At 61.1% G+C, this 19,127-nt stretch carries 20 protein-coding genes; 10 read left to right on the top strand and 10 right to left on the bottom strand.

The window, feature by feature from the left end; genetic code table 11:
• Positions 1–413: 413 nt before the first annotated feature.
• The gene (locus tag AC1Q6C_RS08760; protein WP_193594748.1) at positions 414–1,043 is read right to left on the bottom strand and encodes a TetR/AcrR family transcriptional regulator; all 630 of its coding nucleotides are present in this window, start codon (positions 1,041–1,043) and stop codon (positions 414–416) included.
• 134 nt (positions 1,044–1,177) lie between these two features.
• Between AC1Q6C_RS08760 and AC1Q6C_RS08755 the strand changes: the two genes are divergently transcribed.
• Positions 1,178–2,038 (top strand): haloalkane dehalogenase, encoded by an 861-nt coding sequence (locus AC1Q6C_RS08755; RefSeq protein ID WP_030537148.1) that lies wholly within the window; start codon positions 1,178–1,180, stop codon positions 2,036–2,038.
• 142 nt (positions 2,039–2,180) lie between these two features.
• On the opposite strand, the gene AC1Q6C_RS08750 is transcribed toward AC1Q6C_RS08755, so the two are convergent.
• On the bottom strand, positions 2,181–2,819 hold the full coding sequence (locus tag AC1Q6C_RS08750; protein WP_051720894.1) for a hypothetical protein: 639 nt from the start codon (positions 2,817–2,819) through the stop codon (positions 2,181–2,183).
• 281 nt (positions 2,820–3,100) lie between these two features.
• On the opposite strand from AC1Q6C_RS08750, the gene AC1Q6C_RS08745 reads away from it, so the two are divergent.
• Positions 3,101–3,385: a hypothetical protein gene (locus tag AC1Q6C_RS08745; RefSeq protein ID WP_030537150.1), complete on the top strand. Its 285-nt coding sequence runs from the start codon at positions 3,101–3,103 to the stop codon at positions 3,383–3,385.
• Positions 3,386–3,469: 84 nt separating this feature from the next.
• On the opposite strand, the gene AC1Q6C_RS08740 is transcribed toward AC1Q6C_RS08745, so the two are convergent.
• The 6 genes from AC1Q6C_RS08740 to AC1Q6C_RS08715 form a co-directional block, all read right to left on the bottom strand.
• Entirely contained in the window at positions 3,470–4,453 is a 984-nt protein-coding gene (locus AC1Q6C_RS08740) for an NAD(P)H-dependent flavin oxidoreductase (RefSeq protein WP_492666533.1), read from the bottom strand.
• Positions 4,454–4,533: 80 nt separating this feature from the next.
• A complete protein-coding gene (locus tag AC1Q6C_RS08735) occupies positions 4,534–5,670 on the bottom strand; it encodes a CaiB/BaiF CoA transferase family protein (RefSeq protein WP_218747986.1) in 1,137 nt (378 codons plus the stop codon).
• On the bottom strand, positions 5,667–6,764 hold the full coding sequence (locus tag AC1Q6C_RS08730) for a hypothetical protein (protein ID WP_218747985.1): 1,098 nt from the start codon (positions 6,762–6,764) through the stop codon (positions 5,667–5,669). The genes AC1Q6C_RS08735 and AC1Q6C_RS08730 overlap by 4 nt, the downstream gene beginning before the upstream one ends.
• A gap of 52 nt (positions 6,765–6,816) precedes the next feature.
• The gene (locus AC1Q6C_RS08725) at positions 6,817–7,773 is read right to left on the bottom strand and encodes an ABC transporter substrate-binding protein (RefSeq protein ID WP_210377844.1); all 957 of its coding nucleotides are present in this window, start codon (positions 7,771–7,773) and stop codon (positions 6,817–6,819) included.
• 90 nt (positions 7,774–7,863) lie between these two features.
• Positions 7,864–8,637 (bottom strand): ABC transporter ATP-binding protein, encoded by a 774-nt coding sequence (locus AC1Q6C_RS08720; RefSeq protein ID WP_256931619.1) that lies wholly within the window; start codon positions 8,635–8,637, stop codon positions 7,864–7,866.
• A gap of 11 nt (positions 8,638–8,648) precedes the next feature.
• Entirely contained in the window at positions 8,649–9,521 is an 873-nt protein-coding gene (locus AC1Q6C_RS08715) for an ABC transporter permease (RefSeq protein ID WP_007735586.1), read from the bottom strand.
• Between the two features lie 233 nt (positions 9,522–9,754).
• Between AC1Q6C_RS08715 and AC1Q6C_RS08710 the strand changes: the two genes are divergently transcribed.
• From AC1Q6C_RS08710 to AC1Q6C_RS08700, 3 genes are all read left to right on the top strand, one after another.
• Positions 9,755–10,645: a LysR family transcriptional regulator gene (locus AC1Q6C_RS08710; RefSeq protein ID WP_007735587.1), complete on the top strand. Its 891-nt coding sequence runs from the start codon at positions 9,755–9,757 to the stop codon at positions 10,643–10,645.
• The gene (locus AC1Q6C_RS08705) at positions 10,642–11,568 is read left to right on the top strand and encodes a LysR family transcriptional regulator (protein WP_042922962.1); all 927 of its coding nucleotides are present in this window, start codon (positions 10,642–10,644) and stop codon (positions 11,566–11,568) included. Before AC1Q6C_RS08710 ends, AC1Q6C_RS08705 begins: the two co-directional genes overlap by 4 nt.
• A gap of 186 nt (positions 11,569–11,754) precedes the next feature.
• Positions 11,755–12,615, top strand: coding sequence for an alpha/beta hydrolase family protein (locus AC1Q6C_RS08700; RefSeq protein ID WP_007735589.1), 861 nt, complete (start codon positions 11,755–11,757; stop codon positions 12,613–12,615).
• A 63-nt stretch (positions 12,616–12,678) separates the two neighbouring features.
• Here the strand turns inward: AC1Q6C_RS08700 and AC1Q6C_RS08695 are convergent, their stop codons facing one another.
• Complete coding sequence (locus AC1Q6C_RS08695; RefSeq protein WP_007735590.1) at positions 12,679–13,167, bottom strand: hypothetical protein; 489 nt, start codon at positions 13,165–13,167, stop codon at positions 12,679–12,681.
• A 67-nt stretch (positions 13,168–13,234) separates the two neighbouring features.
• A complete protein-coding gene (locus AC1Q6C_RS08690; protein WP_007735591.1) occupies positions 13,235–14,134 on the bottom strand; it encodes a LysR family transcriptional regulator in 900 nt (299 codons plus the stop codon).
• Between the two features lie 119 nt (positions 14,135–14,253).
• Between AC1Q6C_RS08690 and AC1Q6C_RS08685 the strand changes: the two genes are divergently transcribed.
• The 5 genes from AC1Q6C_RS08685 (at position 14,254) to AC1Q6C_RS08665 (ending at position 19,097) form a co-directional block, all read left to right on the top strand.
• Positions 14,254–15,480 (top strand): MFS transporter, encoded by a 1,227-nt coding sequence (locus AC1Q6C_RS08685; RefSeq protein WP_492666532.1) that lies wholly within the window; start codon positions 14,254–14,256, stop codon positions 15,478–15,480.
• Between the two features lie 39 nt (positions 15,481–15,519).
• Entirely contained in the window at positions 15,520–16,980 is a 1,461-nt protein-coding gene (locus AC1Q6C_RS08680; RefSeq protein WP_492666531.1) for an amidase, read from the top strand.
• Between the two features lie 54 nt (positions 16,981–17,034).
• Positions 17,035–17,553, top strand: coding sequence for a MarR family winged helix-turn-helix transcriptional regulator (locus tag AC1Q6C_RS08675; protein WP_003943230.1), 519 nt, complete (start codon positions 17,035–17,037; stop codon positions 17,551–17,553).
• Between the two features lie 109 nt (positions 17,554–17,662).
• Positions 17,663–18,175: a hypothetical protein gene (locus AC1Q6C_RS08670; protein WP_492666530.1), complete on the top strand. Its 513-nt coding sequence runs from the start codon at positions 17,663–17,665 to the stop codon at positions 18,173–18,175.
• 10 nt (positions 18,176–18,185) lie between these two features.
• On the top strand, positions 18,186–19,097 hold the full coding sequence (locus AC1Q6C_RS08665; RefSeq protein WP_228232326.1) for an NmrA family NAD(P)-binding protein: 912 nt from the start codon (positions 18,186–18,188) through the stop codon (positions 19,095–19,097).
• The last annotated feature ends 30 nt before the right edge of the window (positions 19,098–19,127 follow it).

Here is a 19,127-nt window from a genome sequence, read left to right as displayed (position 1 = left end):
CGGTCTCAGTCGGATGCCGACGCGATTCGTGGCCATACGACGAACACATTTCAACCCACCAACCAGTAGTGACAAGGGCTGTGAGGACCGTGGGATACCAAGTGCTCCCGGGCTTCCAATCTGAAGGCCGGGACCTCACCGCATCCACTACGCCTGTTCAGTTGCTGAAAACACCATCATCGCCAGGAAATTCGGTGGTGAATGGCGCGGAGGTTGTCGAAAAGTACAGGCCGATCGGGCAAAGTAGATCCGGAACCTACGGCCTTCTGTCGTTGACGTAATCCTGCGAGAGGAAGCACGACTACACGGTCATAGGTCTTGGCACCGGCATTGTGCGAATTCGGCTCCATTAGTCCTGGTAGGCATTGGTCCGTGGCGGAAAATCGACGACGGGTCGGTCTAAGGCGCCTCGGTTACGTCGATCGGGTCGCACGAATCTCCGGCGGGAAGGCTATGCCTCGCAAATAGGCGGCGAGGATGGATTCAGGGGATGTGTTCTCTTGGATGATCGTTCGGTGAAAGACCAGCGCATCCGTGAGGGTGATCAACTCGTCGACTCGTTCGTCGGAACTCGGCAGACCTGCTCTGTCGAAAAGTATCGCTGTCACTTCTCGGCTTATGGCGTGAACCTCGGACTGTGTTGTCAGCTTTCTTCGAAGCAGTGGTTCGTCACCGAGTTCGAGAACAAGGGCGTAGCGCGCCTTCATGTCGTCGCGGCGGTCCGAAAGTGTCTCGACAAGTTCGGTGATCACGCCTGCCAGATCAGAAATGCTCAGTTGGTGCTCACCTTGTGCCGTTGCATTGAGAAAGGCTGCAGCTTGTTTGGCGTCAGCTATCGCGCGTTCGGCAAGGGTGTTGACGATGAGTTCGAGGAGCGCGAGTCGAGTTCTTGCATGGTGCGAGGTCGCGCCCTGGGGGATTCCGGCTTCTATATCGACCACTCGGTGAGTGAGCGCGCGAACTCCATCACGGGCAATGACACGAATGGCGCTGTTGGCGATCAGCTCTCGACGGTCATGGCTGCCAGCCGCTTGTGTAGACACGATTCGATGCTACAGGTGTAGCGTAGCAAACATGCTGCTGCTACAGGTGTAGCGAGAATGTCGTGCGTGATATTCGAATACGCGCTGGGTCTATTGCGCGACATGGGGAGATAGGTCGGACAAGGAGGCGCCACGTGATGATCGATTTCGTTCCAGACAAGACTGTGTACCCGTTCGAGTCGCGCTGGTTCGACTCGTCTGCCGGTCGAGTTCACTACATCGACGAGGGGACGGGTCCGCCGATTGTGTTCTGCCACGGCTCCCCTACATGGAGTTTCCTCTATCGGAAAGTCGTGGCGGGGCTGCGCGACCGGTACCGGTGCATTGCGGTGGACTACCTGGGTTTCGGGTTGTCCGAGCGGCCGCACAATTTCGGATACAGAATTTCACAGCACACGACGATTTTAGGTGAACTGATCGACCATCTTCAATTGGACGGCTTTGTCTTGATGGGGCAGGACTGGGGTGGACCTATCGGGCTGGGCACGGCAACTGAGCGGGCAGATCGAGTCAGAGGGATCGTGCTTGGCAACACGGTGTTCTGGCCGATCGAGCCACTGGCCAATCAAGCATTCAGCGTGATCATGAGTAGCCGACCCATGCAACGCCGGATACTCGAGCAGAATCTCCTTGTGGAGCGTTTCTTGCTCGGGGAACTTGGCCGCACGTTAACCGAGGAGGAGGCTGACCACTATCGCAATGTGCAACCTACAGAGGAATCGCGGCGTGGACTCGCGGTCATGCCCAAGGAAATCCGTGCCGCACGAACACAGTTGGCCCAACTCGCCCAGGACGTGCCCGCGCTGCTGGGGGACAAACCGGCTCTTGCAGTGTGGGGGATGCGGGATAGGGTGTTCCGTCCGAAAGCGTGTATCCCGCGGATACGCGAGACGTTCACCGACCTTGACGTCGTCGAACTACCTCATGCACGGCATTTCATCCAGGAGCACGCGCCCGATGAAATCATCGTGGCCATTGCGAATCGATTTCCGTGATTGTCGGGTCATCCACGGCTGCTGTTGAACTCAGAGTTCAGCTCGTGGTCAGCGAACCAAAGACCCTACGCCGGCCACGATCGGGCTGCACGCGAGTGAGGGGACCGCTTCGGTCGACGGCATGAGCGGGGTCAGGTAAGTGTCAGGCCCACCCCGGTTTGACATCGCGACGCCTGGGGAGGCCGTCCCATTCGACGAGCGGAGCGGATTGCCACCACCAATCGGGATCGGAGTGAACGCCGTCGATGGAGAATCGGCCGGCGATGGCCAGCAGTAACTCGGGCGCCCTGCCCAAAGTCAGATCGATCCAGGGAAAAACCCGCGACACTGTTCTCGCACAAACATTTTCGGGAAGAATCAGCCCGACACCCACGGCACGTGCTGCGTCGGTGCCGTGAACCAGTATTTCGGTGACAGCCATGCCAGCCCACCCTGGCGCGTCAGCTGCTCCGCTGGGGTGGAACGCACGTTCCTCCGCGAGGTCGCGGAGCAGAGCGGCGAGTACATGTGCGGACGAAAGGACGTTGTCGAGATGCTCGGATACGGGGGCATCGCGACCGTCGCGCAGGACCTGTAGTTTGGCGTCGGCCCGTCTCGCTACCTGTCCGCTGTAGAAGAGCAGCGCGTCGCTGATGTGCTCGATCGTGTGCGTCGCAGTCCATTGAGTCGGTTCTGCCGTGTTCGACCACCGCGGTGAGTGGTCCGGTATCGCGGTGAGCGCGTGCAGCGCTTTTGCGGCCGACACCACGTCGTCAGGTGTCGGTTCGGCCGATGCGGTCATGGTGTTCGGATCTGTGGTCGTGTCGGGTTAGGGGCAGCGTAGCGCGTCGACGAGCATTCCGTCATCCGGGCCCGACTGGTGCGATTCGCATGGGTTCCACGGCTCTGCTTCCCTGAAGTAGCCGAGAACCGTTGTCCGCCTTCATCTGATACCCAACTCGGGCCTTCGATGACGACGAATAGCTGCACAGTCGTGTGGATGCCTACCTATCAAGGTGTTTGGCCATGCACCACGCGACATGAGTCTTAGCTCTCCATCGTCCGTCGACCGTGGGTCCGGGAATGGAGGTACTACGTTATTTGCATGCGCAAGGTGTCATCGAGGAGCAGATCACGGTGATGCTGTTCGACGCTCCCTGCCACCGTCCTCGAGAACCGACTGGATACCGCATGGTCCTCAAGGACGGTGGCGCGATTGTCAGTCTCGTGGCTCCTTCCGATGCGTTCCTCGTCCCGACGTCAATGATCGTCTGGATGCACCCGAAACGATCGAGTGGCGATAAGAAGCCGCGAGGCGATCCGGAAGGGCTTGTCGTCACCGCACGACGCATCGAGGACGAGGTGTAGGCGGCATGCGGGTCGACGAGCGCAACGGCAGGGGTCATGCGCGAAGGACTGGCCGACTGTAGCGCTCAGCGGGTTCGGACGTAGTCAGGCGCTGACCGGGTCCAGGAGGCCGGTAAGCCGTCCGGCAATCAGTGCTTCGGACTCTGCGACAATACGTTCCACCAATTCACCCACAGTGGGGACGTCGCGAATCAATCCTTGCACAGTCCCAGCCGTCCAGATGCCAGCCTCCTGGTCGCCGCTGTCGAACACCGCTCTGCCCCGCGCACCGGCCACAAGATGTCGAACGTCTTCGAATTTGCCACCACTGGAGAGAATTTCGACAACTTCTTGGCTGATGCTGTTGCGTGCTACCCGTGCGGTATTGCGTAGTGACCTGAAAATCAGTTCCGTGTCGACCTCCGAGGCAGCGACTATCGCCTCTTTGATGTTGCGGTGAATCGGAGACTCCTCGGTGCACATGAACCGGGTACCCATGTTGATGCCGTCGGCGCCGAGCGCGAGGGCCGCCACTAATCCTCGCCCATCGGCAAATCCACCGGACGCGATCATGGGAATGCTGATCCGCTCTGCTGCTGCAGCGATGAGGACGAGACCCGGTACGTCGTCTTCCCCTGGATGCCCGGCACATTCGAACCCGTCGATGCTGATGCCGTCGACGCCGAGGACTTGGGCTTTGACCGCGTGGCGGACGCTGGTGCACTTGTGGAGAACCTTGATGCCTGCGCCGTGAAAGTGTGGCAGATGGGGTGCTGGAGACGAGCCGGCCGTCTCGACGACTTCCACTCCGCAGTCGATGATCACGTTGCGATACTCATCGTAGGGCGGAGGTGTGATCGTCGGGAGGATTGTGAGGTTGACCCCGAAAGGTTGATCGGTGAGCTCGCGCGTTCGGGATATTTCTCGGGCAAGATCGTCAGGTGTCGGCTGTGTCAGGGCAGTGAGCATGCCGAGCGCGCCGGCGTTTGCAACTGCCGCTACGAGTTCTGCTCTCCCCACCCATTGCATGCCGCCCTGCACGATTGGGTGGCGAACTCCGAATGTCTCGGTAAATGCGGTGGTCAGCACTGGACATCTCCTCGATGGTGCATGGCAATCTGTTTGTCAGTTACGTTGGTGCAAAGTCAATTTCGACCCGAACGGCGCATTCAGCGCGTCGATGTTGTCCACTCGTTCAAGGCCGGAACCTGTGAAAGTTCAGTTCGTGCCATCGGAGGTTCGGCGCGATAGGGCATGGCAGGCGTCAAATACTGTTCGCCATGTTCGTTGGTGCCGGGGATGAAGGTACGGTTCGCAATCACATCGTCGGCGCAAATTACCTGGTCGTAGTCACGCACAACTGCGGCAACCACTCCGGCCGCAGTGAGATGCTCTACCGCTTCCGCGGCGCTACGGTGGCACAGCTGCTTCTCGATCGTGGCGACGAGGTCAACACGGTTTTCCACGCGCAGAGCGTTGGTGGTGAACCGCGGGTCGTCGGCCAACTCCGGTAGGTCGATCGCCTTGCACAGTTCGATCCATGCGCGCGGTTGGTATCCGCTGATCACCAGCTCGCCGTCGGCGGCGCGAAAGACGTCTGCCGCCGGTGCGACGCTTGGTTGTCCGTTCCCTTTGCGACTCATGGGCTTTCCGGATACCTGCCACTCGATCCAGTTGGCGGTCTGCAAGTGGATTGCGACGTCCAGCAGGGAAACTCGGACGGACGATCCTTTGCCGGTGCGTTCGCGCCGCAGTAGCGCTGCCAGTACCGCTTGAGCGACAACGTAGCTCGTTGCATGATCTATGACCGGTGCGCCCACACGTTGTGGCGGGCTATCCGCCTCACCCGTCACCGACATCAGTCCGCTCTCTGCTTGCGCAGCGATGTCGAGCCCCGCGCGGGTGGCGGACGGGCCTTCCGCCCCGTACCCGCTCACCGAGACGGCGATGATTTCCGGTCGCAGGCGTTGGAGTTCGGCAGAGGAGAATCCCAATCGATCGAGGGTTCCCGGGCGAAGATTGTGCAGCAAGATGTCGCTCGACGCGATCAGATCCCGAGCTCGCTGCAGATCGGCGGAGTCTTTGAGGTCGAGGCAGATTGAACGCTTTCCACGGTTGTACCCGTAGAAGATGCCGCGCGCGTAGTCGGCGTCGATTTGTCGGGCCGGTTCACCACCTGGAGGCTCGAGCTTGATGACCTCGGCGCCGAGATCGGACAACTGCTGCCCGGCGCTGGGTATTGCGATCAGTTGACCGATCTCCACTACTCGGACACCTGCCAACGGCAGGTCTACTTCGTCGGTCATCGAATGATCTCCACATGAGGCGAAGTGACATCCTCAGCGGGCTCCAGGCAGCGCGCCAACAAGATGCCTTCGGTGTGGTTGCAGGGGTTCAATCGATTTCTGTCACCTTCTACTCCCCCGATTCGGATTGTCACGGTTCCATCGTCATTGCGCTCGAAGTGCGCGTCGTTGAGATTGACGGTGTGGTCGCGGTACTCGAAGGACTCGAACCAGTGGTTGTACAGCATCACTCCGAAGTAGGTGCAGTCCGGGAGAGTGAATGTAATATCGACAGCAGTAGCGTCTTTCAGTGACCACCAGCCGGCAACGTATTGGTTGGAGCTGGTGCCGTAGAAGTCTCCCCACCCTCGCTGCTCCGAGGTCACGCGAATCTCGTTGGGAGACTGACTGAGTGTTTCGATGAGCTGAAGACTGCGTCGAAGGCTCACGTCCATGCCACGAGCAAGTTTCGTGAGGCGCTGGGTCAGCCACGCCGTGTCGAGATCGGGGCGTGCACCAGGCGGCGGACCGAGGCGCTCGATGTGGAGAACGGGATCGATCTCCGCGTTACGCGTCTTGTGATACACACGCACTACAACGTCGAAGCAGCGCTCATCCAGCCGAATGCCGCTGCGCCCCTCCAGCTCTTGTGCGACGAAGATCTCGAAGTTGCCGTCCGCGTCACACACCTTGTCGTCGATGACGATGTTGTCGGCGACCCGGTCGGTCCCAGACGCGCCGACACGATTGGCGAGAACGGCGACGTACGGCACTGTGCCACGGTTACCGTGAATACGGTATGTCTCGTTGGGGTCGATCATCGCAGTCCAGTAGTCGACGTCGATGCCGTCTCCCCAGAACTTTCGCATCGGTGACATCAGGGTGAAGAGTTCAGGCCGGAGTACGTCTTGGCGCTCGATGTTCATCTCGGCGAGGTATCCGAACAGACGAAGTGCGTGCCGTACACCTTCGGCGCTGTCCAGCGGCGATCCGGTAGCGGCAGCGGTCGAACCGAATGTCGCAAGGCTGTCGGTGACTGCAGACCAAGCCTCGGTGAGCTGCCGGCGATCGTGCTGGGATTCGGATTGTGTTGACTGGTCAGCGAGTTGTGTCATCTTTTCTTCTCTCTCGTGGTAGACGAACTGGATTGTGTATGGGAGGCGTTGGTCAGCAGAGGGGGTCGAAAGGGACGTCTGCGTCGGACTTGCCCGAGGTCTGGTTGTTCACCCATGCGACGTTCTGGGTCCATCGGTCGGCTGAAATCTCGACCGGCCAGAGGGTCTTCTGCGAAGCCCACACCTGGTTGGCTTTGTCAGCAGGAACATTCATTCGCTCGGTGAGAAGTTGAGCTCCTGCTTGCTCGTTCGCGGGATCGGCTATCCACCCTGCTGCGGCCTCGAGCGCAGCACACACGGGGGCAGCAGCATCGGATTCAGCGAATGTGGCTGTCGTGACGAGCACCGTGCCCAGGCCGTATGAACTCACGCCGTCAGAGCCCACCGGGTCTACTTCTGTAATCGCCGTCATCGGAATTCCTTGAGCATCGAATACGGCCTGGCTGGCAGCGGTGAGAACGGCGGCATCTATGTCGCCCTTTCGTGCGAGTGGTATCTGACTCGCGGTGGGTGCCGCTGCGATGAATTGCACCGTGGAGGCGTCGATGTTTCTCTCTGCGAGAAGCTGATTGACGAATTGCTCGGCCGCGCCGCCACGTGACGGTATGGCGATCCGCTTGCCGGGCAAATCCTCGATGGTGGTGATGCCGCTGTCTTTCGTCACGGCGATGGCAAGATCGATCGACCCGTAGGGGGACAGTGGCCGCAGACTCTGCCCTTGCTCTATGGCCGGCACGACGGTTCCGGGTGCACCGACCGCGAGATCGGTTGTACCGCCGATGAGACCGCTGATGAGTTCGGGCCCGTTCTTTCCGTCGATGAGCTCGACGTGGAGGCCTTCCTTGTCGAACATTCCTTGTTGGACAGCGACGTAGACAGGCAGGGACAAAGCACTCGCAGGGTAGACCCCGATGGCGACGCTACCGTCGTTCGGCCGCCCTCCCTCTCCACACGCGGAAAGCAGTAGGGCCGCTGCAATGACTGTGCCGACAAAAGGTCGAAGTTTCATGGGATTCCTGTTCCTTGATGGCTGGGCGCATCAGAAATCAAGCTGAGTTGGCTGGGCGCATCAGTAATCAAGCTGAGTTGGCTGGGCACATCAGTGGTCGAGCTGACCACGTAGCCGGTTGAAGATTTCGATGTATCGAGGTTCGGCGGTGAGGGTTTCGAGTTCGCGGGGGCGTTCGATGTCAATGCTGACGTCGTCGATCACTCGGCCGGCCCCGAGCAGCAGAACGCGGTCGGAGAGACAGATGGCTTCACCGAGGTCGTGGGTTACGAAGATGACCGTCCGGCCGACCTCGGACTGCCAAAGCTCGAGGAATTCGCGCTGTACTTCGACGCGGGTTTGCGCATCGAGGGCGGCAAACGGCTCGTCCATCAACAAGATGTCCGGATCCAGAGCCCACGTCCGGGCCAACGCGACACGCTGGCGCATCCCTTGGGACAGCTGCCAAGTCCACAGCTGTGACGCCTCGGACATTTGAACGGCCGCAAGCCAGCGCGCGGATTGAGTTCGTCTCTCCGCCTTGGGTACTCCCCTCAATTCGAGACCGTACTCCACGTTCTTCTGCGCTGTTCGCCACGGGAACAGCGCATCTCGGGCCATCATGAAGCCCATCCGAGAACGAGCGTCGAATGGTGTTGTGCCGAGGACCTCGGTTTTGCCTTCCGTCGCGTCCACCAATCCAGCGAGCGCGTTGAGCAGAGTGGTCTTTCCGCAACCGCTCCTGCCGACCAAGCTCACGAACTGTCCGCGAGGGATGGTGAGGTCGAGATTGTCGACCACAGTTTTCGTCGACCCGTCGGGTGAGGGGAAGGATATCGTCAGTCCGTCGAGTTGTACGGCGGGTGTAATCACGTTGGTATCCATGATGATTCCTGTCATCGTCGAGCCGGCGGCTGCCACCGAAGGAGGTAGCGCTCGGCGAAGTTCATTACCTGGTTGAGGACGACTGCGACGATTGCGAGAAGTATGAGGATCGCGTAGACCGCTTCCATCCGGAACTGGGCCGAGTAGATCGACACAAGCTGGCCCAGCCCGTCCCGTGACGAGATCAGTTCCGAACCGACAACGCCAAGTAGCGAATAGATCAGCCCCAACCGAAGACCGGCAAAAATGCCAGGTGTTGCGACGGGGAGGAGGATGTGCCAGAACACCTGTGTCTTACTGGCATTCAGGACAGTGGAAAGTCGGAGCCATTCGTCGTCCACCGACTTCACACCGGCTCGTGCACTCGAGCAGACGATGAAGAAGACGAGTGTGAACGCGAGAGCGACCTTCGCCGTCATCGTGATCCCGAAGATGACGATAAGCAGAGGCGCCAGCGCAAGACGTGGCATGGCATTCGCCGCATCCAGGAACGGACTCATGATGCGTTCGAGGGTCGGAAGCAGTCCGAGAGAGAGTCCGACCGCCACCCCGACTGCGCTAGCGAGGATCCACGCGATCACGACGGCAGTCATCGTGGCACGCAAGTTCGACGAAATCTCGCCCGACTGCACCGCTGCGGTGAAGTAGGCCCAGGCCTCGCCTGGCGTTTTGGCCAGAACTGGCTCGATCCAACCTTGCGATGCGACGAGCTGCCACGCTCCGAGTAGGACCAGAAGCAGCGCGACCTGGGCCAGTCGTACCCCGATGGTGAGTCGCGTACCGGATCGACGCTGTCGAGCGGGCTTCGGCTCAGAGCGCGCCCGCCTCACGGAACGGAGCGACGTAGCACCGGATGGCGAACTTGCGGTGATGGTTTCGGTCATTTCGGCGCCTCCTCCGTTGTGCTCGCAGGCGGCGATTGGTGCTCGACAAAAGCAGACGGGTGCCTCTGGTCGAAGCTCCCCGGGTTGTTGCTCACTGCGTTCATATGTGAAGCAGATCACGGGATTCTTCTTCCCGTCTACGCCACATTCGAGAGGTATGCCATAGGGTTTCCCTATGCCTGACGGGCGCAAAATCGGGCGCGCGCGATGACTTCCACGAGAAGGGAACCCCAATGGACCGGCGTCATCTGGAATACTTTCTTGCCCTTGCTGATCGGGGCAGCATTTCCGCTGCTGCTCGCGGACTGGGGGTCAGCCAGCCGACAATCTCGGAGGCTCTGGCCAGGATGGAGAAAGAGTGCGGCCTGACGCTCGTCCGCCGTGGATCGCGGGGAGTCACCCTGACCGACGCTGGACGCGATCTCACAGGTCCGGCGGCCCAAGTACTTCGGGCATACCGGGATTTGGATCACGCTTTGCATCCATTGAACGTCGTGCAGCGGGGTCGGCTGACGGTCGTGTGTCCGCGAACATTGGCGCGTGATCCAGCGGCCACGGCCCTGGGTGCGTTCAAAAGAAAGTTTCCGAACGTTGCGGTGACGATGCTCAGCAACGACACCGACGGAATCGGAACGGTGGTCGCCTCGGGTCAGGCTGATATTGGGCTCGGGGTGGACGAGGTGTTCGACGAGGGCGTTGAACGTATCCTTCTCGGCCGGCAACAAATCGTTGCGCTGGTGCCGGCCGCACGAAGTGAAGGCGAGGGGGCAGCGGCGTTGACGGATCTGTTGCGAATCGGATTGATCACCAGCCCGCGTGACGATGTCACTCGGCGACTGTTGGCGGAACGCCTGGGCGAAGGCACTGTGGACGAGGCGGTGGTTGCGGAGACTATCTCTGTGGCTTCGATGATCCCACTTGTACGCGCGGGAGTCGGCGTCGCTTTCCTTCCCGAATCTGTCGCCGATACAGTCGGAGAAGGTGTGGTGTTGTGTCGTACTCGGCCCCCGCTCACTCGTGATATCTGGATGTTCCACGGTTCGACGCCATCGCCTGCGGCACAAGCGTTTATCGAGACGACCAGTCGATTACGTGACGAAGGTGGAATGGGGAACGCCGGATGAGCAAGTTCGGAGAGTCCGCAACCCCGCGAATCGATCCGCGGCAGCTACAAGACTTCCTTGCCGTCGTCGAACACGGCAGTATCACGGCGGCAGCGGCAAATCAGTTCACGGGAACATCGAGCGTCTCTCAATCAATTGCGCGGCTCGAAAGACGCGTCGGAGGACGGCTTTTCAATCGAGGCCGGACCGGCGCGACGCTGACTGCGCGCGGACGGAATCTCATCGATCCAGCACGCGAAGCGCTGGCCGCGCTCGACCGATTAGTGGTCGAGCGCGAGTTCTTACTGTCAGCAGTCCCCCACCTCAGTGTTGCCACGACAGCGAGCCTTGCGGACGATCCCGCAGCGGTACTGCTCGGAGCGCTGCGCACGGAGGTGCCGAACCTGAGGATCACCATCTCGGATCCGCCTGGGTCGTCCGTGGCCGATGCGATTCACCCGGTCATGGCAGGCACCGCTGACGTGGCAATAATGGAGTCGCTGCCCACCGGTGTTCCCGGGACGCGCACGGTGCGCCTTCCGGACCACAAGTTGCGGCTCGTCTGCCCGCCCGGTACCCCGCCACCGGTGGACGGGGTATTCATCGGCGAAGATCTCATGCGCATCGGCTTGGTTGTCGCACCACGGTTCGAAACTTCCGATGTCTATCGCCATCTGCGGTCGATCGAACCGCGAATCGACCACGCATTCGTGATGAGGTCACAGCACCGCGATGCCTTCGCGGATTTCGCGTACGAAGGGATCGGTGCTGTCATCCTCGAACTCTCCAGTGCCGAGCGAGCATCCGAACGCGGGTGCACTGTGGGCGAGATATTCGAACTGCCCCCACGGAAGATCGCAGCCGTGGCAAGGGACGGCCCGAACACGCAGATCGTCGAACATTTCCTACGGCTGTGTGCCGAGCAATCCGCGCGGAAGCCGTAGGCCGAGGCGATCTCGACCTTGCGCTCTGGGTATTCGCGTCGGCCGGGCGTCCACCGAGAACGATGATTTTGTCCACAGACACAACACTTCTGGGATAGTCCGTTTCCTGAAACAAAGCCGACGGGTTGCCTTCCCGTGAATATGTAATACACGTCACTCCGGATCAACTTCGAAAGGTTGACTTTCATGCGAAAGTCTCTGAAACATTTCGTGAATGCTGCAGCGGCGGTTGCGTTGTGCGCGACGCTAGGACTCACGGGCGCAACCGGAACAGCGGCTGCCGATGCGCCCGGCATCCCGAGCGTCGGGCACGATTGGGCGAGTGCAGGGCCGTACACGCCGAACGTCTCGATCGGGCTGGTGCACACTCTGTACTACCCGCGCCAGCTCGGCGCGCGCGGCGAGAAGCACCCTGTTGTGATCTGGGGGAACGGGACCGGTGTGCTCCCCGGTGCGTACACCTCTTTGCTGCGCCACTACGCCAGCCACGGATTCATCGTGGTCGCCGCCAATACCCCGGCAAGCAATTTCGCCATCACCATGCGGTCGGGAATCGACCTCATCGCGGACAAAGCGGCCAGCCCGTCGAGCGTCTTCTTCGGCAAAGTCGACCTGGAACATATTGGTGCGGTGGGGCACTCGCAGGGCGGGTCTGCGGCGATCAACGCGGCGATCGACGACCGCGTCGACACCGCCGTCGCGATCCAACCAGGCCCGCTCAATGATGTCGATCTCATCGACGAGCCCGTTCTCTATCTGGCCGGCCAGGCCGACGCAATCGTTTGGCCGGCGATCGTGCGGGCGATGTACGAGGACGCAGACCACGTGCCTGCCGAGTATCTGGAACTGCGCGGCGCCACGCACTTCGGTACGGCGATCAACGGCGGCGATATGCGCGGGCCGAGCACGGCGTGGCTGCGGTACTGGCTACTTGACGATCCGAACGCTCGCACCGAGTTCTTCGGAGCGAGCTGTGGATACTGCACTGACACCCAGCAGTTCTCCGATTTCGACCGCAACGATCTGGCCATGCAGATCCCGGGGTGACGGTCAGATCCGGAGTTGTCGAAGACGAACAGCCTTCCAATCAGGTCGGCGGAGTTGCGAAGCTCAGATGACGACGTAGCCGTACATCCGTTCGCCCTGAGCCACAGCTCTGGTCGCTAGTTCGGCGAAGGCGGTCAGGAACGGCACTGAGTCCTCCGACGGTTCACTCGTCTCGTCGATTGCCCAGGCCGCCGCAGCGGCGGCGACACCGTCAGCGTTCAATTCCGCTAGTGCATCGCGTAATTCGTCGGTAACCGTGAGCACGAGGGTGTCGCCGTCGTCGCTCATCGCGACGAGTTTCCCGCAGCGTGGACCTTTTGCAACTTCGTCGTAGGGGCGAGCGGTGAGGGCTGCTTCCAGTCGGCCGAGCGCGACAACTGGATCGACGCCTTTCGCCTGCAGAACTGGAGTCCCACTCGCAGCCAACTGGACCCGCGGGCGAGAAGCTGCGTTCGCCTCCATCACCTCTGGTTCCAAGTCGACGAGTCCCGCGAGGGCAGAGGTGGCATGCTCATCCGTGCGCGCGGTGAAGTAGTCGGTGATCGCAGACATGGCGCGATCATCTCACACACGATGCATCTCAATGCCCCGGACTCCTTCCGCGACTTACTGATCGACGTCAGGAGGGACAGGTGTGCGCTTCCTCGATCGCTTTCGCGAAAGCGCGAAGTCGTGGGCTTTCGAGATCGGTACGCCACACGAGACCCAAAGCAGATTCGGGTAATCCGTTGATCGGTACGAATGTGATGTCCGAGCGCTGGCTGTATGCAGCGGTCGCAGCGCAGAGGATGAGGCCGACCTGACTGAATGCGACCTGCGACAGGCCTTCCTGAACGGTGCTCGCCCCACCCTGCGTGGGAATCGTGGCTCCGCCCGGCGTTGTGCTCGGGGAATTCACACGCTGCCAATAGTCGGGGGCGGGGCCGGTGATGGGTACCAGGCAGATCTGCGCCAACTGCTCGGCGTCGATCACGCCCAGTTCGCTGAACGGGTGATGGACTGAGACGGCGAGGGTCTGGGGCTGTCGAGAAAAGACGAGCCCGGTTGTCAGTTCCGGCTCATCTACGGGGAGAAGGGCCACTGCCGCATCGATTCGCCCGGCGAGTACATCACTGAACGGATCACCCAGGGGTAATTCTTTGATGGTCACGCATGTTTGCGGATGTTGTATTTCGAAACGAGAGACAGCAGCCGCGATCGAATCGTAAATTGCTCCTTGGAAACCCACCCGAAGCGGCGCCGGCATGTTCCGTGCTCTTGACTGAGCGTCCTCGATTACTCCGACAAGCGCACGATGCGCGGGAGCCAACGACGCAAGAAAATCGGCACCGAATTCAGTCAGGTGCACGCGGCGACTGGTGCGCGCCACCAGGCTGGTGCCGATACGACGCTCCAACGCGCTGATCAGCTGACTCACTCGGCTCTGGGAGATGAACAGCCGCTCGCCGGTGCGACCGAAGTGCAGTTCTTCAGCGAGAACGAGGAAGCACTCGATCTCACGCATCGGGGGCTCCGACATTTTCACTCCGACCCTGGACTCATTCGACCACTCCATCATGGCTCATCGATGAATTGAGCTAATGGTTGGATGAGCGATTCGCCGTTGATCCATCGGCGTGCAGGAGCTTCTCTGGTTACATGCCCCACTCCGCATCTGCACAGAACAGCCCTGCGTCCACGTCCTCAACCCACGCACACACCATTGAGAACCACTGGGCTGCGGTCGCGCTGATCGCAGCGTCCACCTTCATCGTTGTCGCGGCAGAGATGATGCCGGTCGGGCTACTCACCCCGATCGGTGCTGCTCTGGTGGAAAGTGAAGGGACCATCGGGCTCTCACTGGCCATTACCGGATTGGTGGCAGCGGCCACTGCCCCGTTTGTGCCCATCGTGACCCGGCGCTTCGATCGTCGGTCGACGCTTATCGTTCTGATGCTTGTAGTCGCCGCGGCGAACGCCCTCACGGCCCTTGCTCCGAGCTTCGTTTTCCTCGCTGTGGCTCGCGTCCTTCTAGGCGTGAGCATGGGTGGAGTCTGGGCACTCGCCGCTAGTCTGGCACCCAAATTGGTGGGTTCCAGTTCCGTCGGGTTGGCGACCACGATCATCTTCAGCGGAATCGCGGTCGCCTCAGTTCTCGGTGTCCCCGCGGGGACGTATATCGGAGCAGCGGCCGGGTGGAGCGTGGCATTCTGGACTCTCAGCTGCGCCGCGACGCTGATCGCGCTCGCCATGTTCGCTGTCCTACCCGTGATGCCAGCTGATCAAGCTTTGTCGCTCGGCAGTCTCGTGGTGGCTTTTCGGAACCCGGGAGTCCGGGTCGGATTCGCGATTACCGCGCTCATCGTCACCGCTCATTTCGCGGCGTACACCTATGTGCGTCCGGGGCTGGAGTTCTTCGCAGGGTTGAGCCCTGCACAGATCGGCACGATGCTCTTGATCTACGGGGTTCTGGGCGTCGTCGGCAACTTCATCGCCGGGCCATCTGCAGCCAAGTCTCCGCAGACTGTGGTCGTCATCCTCAGTGCGGGAGTAGCGGTCACACTCGCCCTGTTTCCGATCTCGGCTACCACCTTGATCACAGCTGCTCTGCTCATGGCGGCTTGGGGCCTCTTCTACGGTGGTGTATCGGTGAGTACTCAAACATGGATCGCACAAGCCGCTCCCGTTCACCGAGAGGCCGCTGCGGCTCTGTGGGTTGCAGTCTTCAATGCAAGCATCGCCCTCGGCGCGTTCGCGGGTGGACGCATTCATGACCACTCCGGTTCCGAAACGGTCTTCTGGACAGCCGCGGGAATCGCCACTCTCGCAATGCTGCTCACCACATTCCGCAATCCCGTCGTGGCAAAGCATGAACTGACAACCTAGCCGCCTACACAAAACCTTCATAGAGGCAGGACAACAGATATGCGCCAGACACCCGTTTCAACCTTCATGGATGTGACCGAGATGCTCGAACGCTACCGGGATAAATCGCTGTCTCCGGTGGAGGTACTCGAGTCCACCATCGAACGTATCGAGGCGCTCAACCCGACCTTGAATGCAGTGGGACACACTTTCTTCGATGCGGCACGGGCGCAAGCGAAGTCAGCGGAACGCCACTACGCCCGCGGCTCGGATGTCAGCCTTCCGCTCGCCGGTGTTCCCGTTGTGGTGAAAGAGGATGAACCGGTGCAAGGACAACCTTGGACTCAAGGGTCCAAGGTCTATGAGGATGTGATCGCCACTCACACTTCGACTTTCGTGCAGAGAATCATCGACGCCGGTGCCATCGTCCACGCGCGATCGACGGCGCCCGAATTCTCCTCGGCCGCGTTCACACAGTCCGAGTTGTGGGGCGTCACTCGCAATCCGTGGAACACGAAATACTCCTCCGGCGGGTCTTCCGGTGGATCGGCAGTCGCACTTGCCACGGGGATGACGCACTTGGCTACCGGTTCCGATGTTGCAGGATCGATCCGAACTCCGTCGTCGTTCAACGGAATTGTCGGGTTCAAGCCACCACACGGCCGTGTCCCGGTCGATCCTCCCTTCAATCTCGATCGCTACTGCCACTGCGGTCCGATGGCGCGCACCGTAAGTGATTGCCTCACACTGCAGTCGGTCATCGCGGGACCGAGCTCCACTGACATTGCCTCGCATGTGCCGGCATCGCCGCTGCCCGGCCTCGCAACGCATTCGTTGACAGGAATGCGTATCGCCGTGATCCCCGCGTTGGGTGACTGGCCGGTTGATCCGGACGTTGCCGCCAACACCGCCAAGTTGGTGGACACCCTCACTGCGCTGGGCGCACGCGCGGAGATCATCGAAGTCGACTTGTCACGCGCTGCAATCATGCGTGCGGCCGCCATTCACTACGATCACGTGTTCGGTGCATCGATCTCCGCCGAAGCGTCCGCGCACCCCGACAAAGTCACGGAGTACGCGAAGGAATTCGCGCGATGGGCACGCCGCACCCGTGGTGACGCGACTTTCCTCGACGGACTCGCGATCGAAGCCGAACTGTATTCGTCGATCGGATCCCTGTTCGACACCTATGACGCGTTGATCACTCCGGCAGTGGCGACGGAGGGCTTTCTTGCCGGCGACGACTACGTGGGGCACGGAATCAATGTGGCTGGAACAGAATTGGAGTTCTACCTCGAGGCTGTACCGGCCATCACCTTCAACATCCTGAGTAGCTGCCCGGTGCTGACAATCCCCACAGGTTTCGCTCGGAACGGAATCCCCACGGGCACACAGATAGTTACGCGACCGTACGACGACCAGACGGCCTTTGCGATTGGGCTCGCCCTCGAGAAGGTCCTGCCGTATCCCGGCAATCGCCCGGACTGCCATGCGGCCCCGCAGGTATTGTTCGGCGTTTGAAGCTAGCTCTGGTGGAGGGTTGACCAAAATGTAGTTAGGTGCCATATTAGTTGCATGGCAGTGGACGGAACCGATCACGACTCACCCACGTTGGATCAGGCGCGGCGGCAGTTGGAGCACTACGGCCTCGGGTCCGATCCGCAGGCGGTGCTGGTTGCGGTGCGGCTGATCTCGGCGGGCGCGCGACTCGGTCGAGCGACTGAGGTTCACTTCGCGAGGTATGGACTGTCGACCGGCCGTTACCGACTGCTTGCGGATCTGGAAGACCACGACGGGGAGAAATCTCCCTCGCGACTGGCCGCTGATCTCGGCGTCTCGCGAGCCACGGTCACCGGCTTGGTCGATGGGCTCGAGCAGGAGGGTTTGGTCGCTCGACGTCCGTCCGCGGAGGACGGGCGTGGTGCGGTGGTCGTCCTGACTGCTCGTGGCGCTCAGCGGTTACGTGACATGGCGCCCGAACACTTTGCTCGTCTCGAGGAAATGGTCGACGAGCTCACTGTCGACGAGCGTGCGGTTTTTTTGGATCTGCTCTCGCGGGTCGTTCGCGGTATCGGTGCGCTGACTGCGGAGTAGTCGGCTGGGATTCCAGGCATTCGTGTAGCGATTCGAATCGTCGTCAATTCTCGACAAAGGCTTCTCTCTTCATGCCCAAATAGTTAGCCACCTAATTATAATCGGAAAGTTGGTCTCCTTCATGTCCGGACTCACCCCGCCGATCCGTCGCGAAAACAAAAGGGAGATAACCGATTCCAATCGACGCGTCCCGGTTGCCGATCGTCGCGCCGCACGACCTTTCACCCTGTGGAGAGAGGTGCTGGTCGCCTACCTTGCCCCCGCGCTGATGGCGGGTGCGGGCGGAGTCGCATCCGGCCAATCGGGCCTCACGACGGCGGCATTTACGTCCATTGCGGGCACGTCGGCAGTGGTGGCGTTGCTGATCGGCTCCTGGTTGCAGCGCCGCGCAGGGTCACGACCGTGGACCACGACACTGCCTCGCGTCATGGTGGCGGCAATTCTTGCCGTCGGAGCCGCTGTGATTGCTGGTCTCGTCGGGTGGTTCGCCTCCCGTTGGCTACCAGCACACACGAGCATCGTCGATGCCGCTTGGCTTGCTCGCCTGCAACTCGATCTGCCGATATCTGCCGCGGTCGCTGCCGTCATCGTGAGCTGGCGATGGCGCCGTCAGAATCCCTGACCGACAACACATGTCAAAGATCCCCGGCTTCCCGGGGAAGACCGAAAGGAACACGATGATCGTCATCATGGGAGCGTCCGGAACCACAGGCGGCGCGTTGCTACGCAGTCTCGCATCCTCGGGTGTGCCGAGCCGAGCGCTGTCCCGCGACCCGGACAGGCTGCGCGCCCACCTCGGCGACTTGGCCGACGGTTTGGTCGAAGTAGTGTCGGCCGATGCCGCAGACTCAACTTCGCTACGCACGGCTTTCGAAGGGGCTGAACAACTTTTCCTTGCCATGGCCAACGGACTCGAACAGGTCGAGCTCGAAACGCGTGTGATCGACATCGCCGCCGAGAGCGGCGTCGAACACATCGTCAAGATCTCCGATCCCGCCGCCGCGACCGACTCCCCCATCGCTCTCTCCCGTGGCCACCATGCCGTCGGCGAACACCTGCGCGCATCCGGGATCCGCCACACTCTGCTCCGCCCCTATGCGTTCATGCAGAATCTGTTGCTCCTGGCTCCGGCGGTGGCTGCGCAAGGGGTGATTCTGGGCGCGATGCGGGACGCGCCGTGCAACTGGATCGACTGCCGAGATATCGGTGACGTCGCCGCGGCCGTGCTCACACGCGCCGACCTCGCCGGCGGTACCTACGTCCTGACGGGTAGCGAGGCAGTCGGCTACGGCGGCATCGCCGATTCTCTGACCCGCATGCTCGATCGCCCCGTCCAATATATCGACCTGCCACCGCACGAACTGCGGCAAAACCTCGTCGATCATGCCCACATGCCTCCGTGGCTGGCCGAGCACATTCTGGAGATCCAGCAACTTGCCGTCTCGCGCCCGGAGTCACCCACCGACACGGTGGCACGTGTCCTGGGGCGTGAGCCACGAAGCCTGGATGCGTTCCTGCGTGAGCATCTGGACCGTTTCCGCTGATTCACGCTGCGAGAGCAGCGCCGCCAGAAG

Source organism: Rhodococcus sp. MT28, from assembly GCF_058792695.1.
This window is presented reverse-complemented; position numbering and strand designations above follow the sequence as displayed.

What these genes read in the sequence shown, in the direction of transcription:
- AC1Q6C_RS08750 (WP_051720894.1), bottom strand. Translation starts at nt 2,819, where the DNA reads ATGACCGCATCGGCCGAACCGACACCTGACGACGTGGTGTCGGCCGCA.
- AC1Q6C_RS08745 (WP_030537150.1), top strand. Translation starts at nt 3,101, where the DNA reads ATGGAGGTACTACGTTATTTGCATGCGCAAGGTGTCATCGAGGAGCAG.
- AC1Q6C_RS08735 (WP_218747986.1), bottom strand. Translation starts at nt 5,670, where the DNA reads ATGACCGACGAAGTAGACCTGCCGTTGGCAGGTGTCCGAGTAGTGGAG.
- AC1Q6C_RS08730 (WP_218747985.1), bottom strand. Translation starts at nt 6,764, where the DNA reads ATGACACAACTCGCTGACCAGTCAACACAATCCGAATCCCAGCACGAT.
- AC1Q6C_RS08725 (WP_210377844.1), bottom strand. Translation starts at nt 7,773, where the DNA reads ATGAAACTTCGACCTTTTGTCGGCACAGTCATTGCAGCGGCCCTACTG.
- AC1Q6C_RS08720 (WP_256931619.1), bottom strand. Translation starts at nt 8,637, where the DNA reads ATGGATACCAACGTGATTACACCCGCCGTACAACTCGACGGACTGACG.
- AC1Q6C_RS08715 (WP_007735586.1), bottom strand. Translation starts at nt 9,521, where the DNA reads ATGACCGAAACCATCACCGCAAGTTCGCCATCCGGTGCTACGTCGCTC.
- AC1Q6C_RS08710 (WP_007735587.1), top strand. Translation starts at nt 9,755, where the DNA reads ATGGACCGGCGTCATCTGGAATACTTTCTTGCCCTTGCTGATCGGGGC.
- AC1Q6C_RS08705 (WP_042922962.1), top strand. Translation starts at nt 10,642, where the DNA reads ATGAGCAAGTTCGGAGAGTCCGCAACCCCGCGAATCGATCCGCGGCAG.
- AC1Q6C_RS08700 (WP_007735589.1), top strand. Translation starts at nt 11,755, where the DNA reads ATGCGAAAGTCTCTGAAACATTTCGTGAATGCTGCAGCGGCGGTTGCG.
- AC1Q6C_RS08695 (WP_007735590.1), bottom strand. Translation starts at nt 13,167, where the DNA reads ATGTCTGCGATCACCGACTACTTCACCGCGCGCACGGATGAGCATGCC.
- AC1Q6C_RS08690 (WP_007735591.1), bottom strand. Translation starts at nt 14,134, where the DNA reads ATGTCGGAGCCCCCGATGCGTGAGATCGAGTGCTTCCTCGTTCTCGCT.
- AC1Q6C_RS08685 (WP_492666532.1), top strand. Translation starts at nt 14,254, where the DNA reads ATGCCCCACTCCGCATCTGCACAGAACAGCCCTGCGTCCACGTCCTCA.
- AC1Q6C_RS08680 (WP_492666531.1), top strand. Translation starts at nt 15,520, where the DNA reads ATGCGCCAGACACCCGTTTCAACCTTCATGGATGTGACCGAGATGCTC.
- AC1Q6C_RS08675 (WP_003943230.1), top strand. Translation starts at nt 17,035, where the DNA reads ATGGCAGTGGACGGAACCGATCACGACTCACCCACGTTGGATCAGGCG.
- AC1Q6C_RS08665 (WP_228232326.1), top strand. Translation starts at nt 18,186, where the DNA reads ATGTCAAAGATCCCCGGCTTCCCGGGGAAGACCGAAAGGAACACGATG.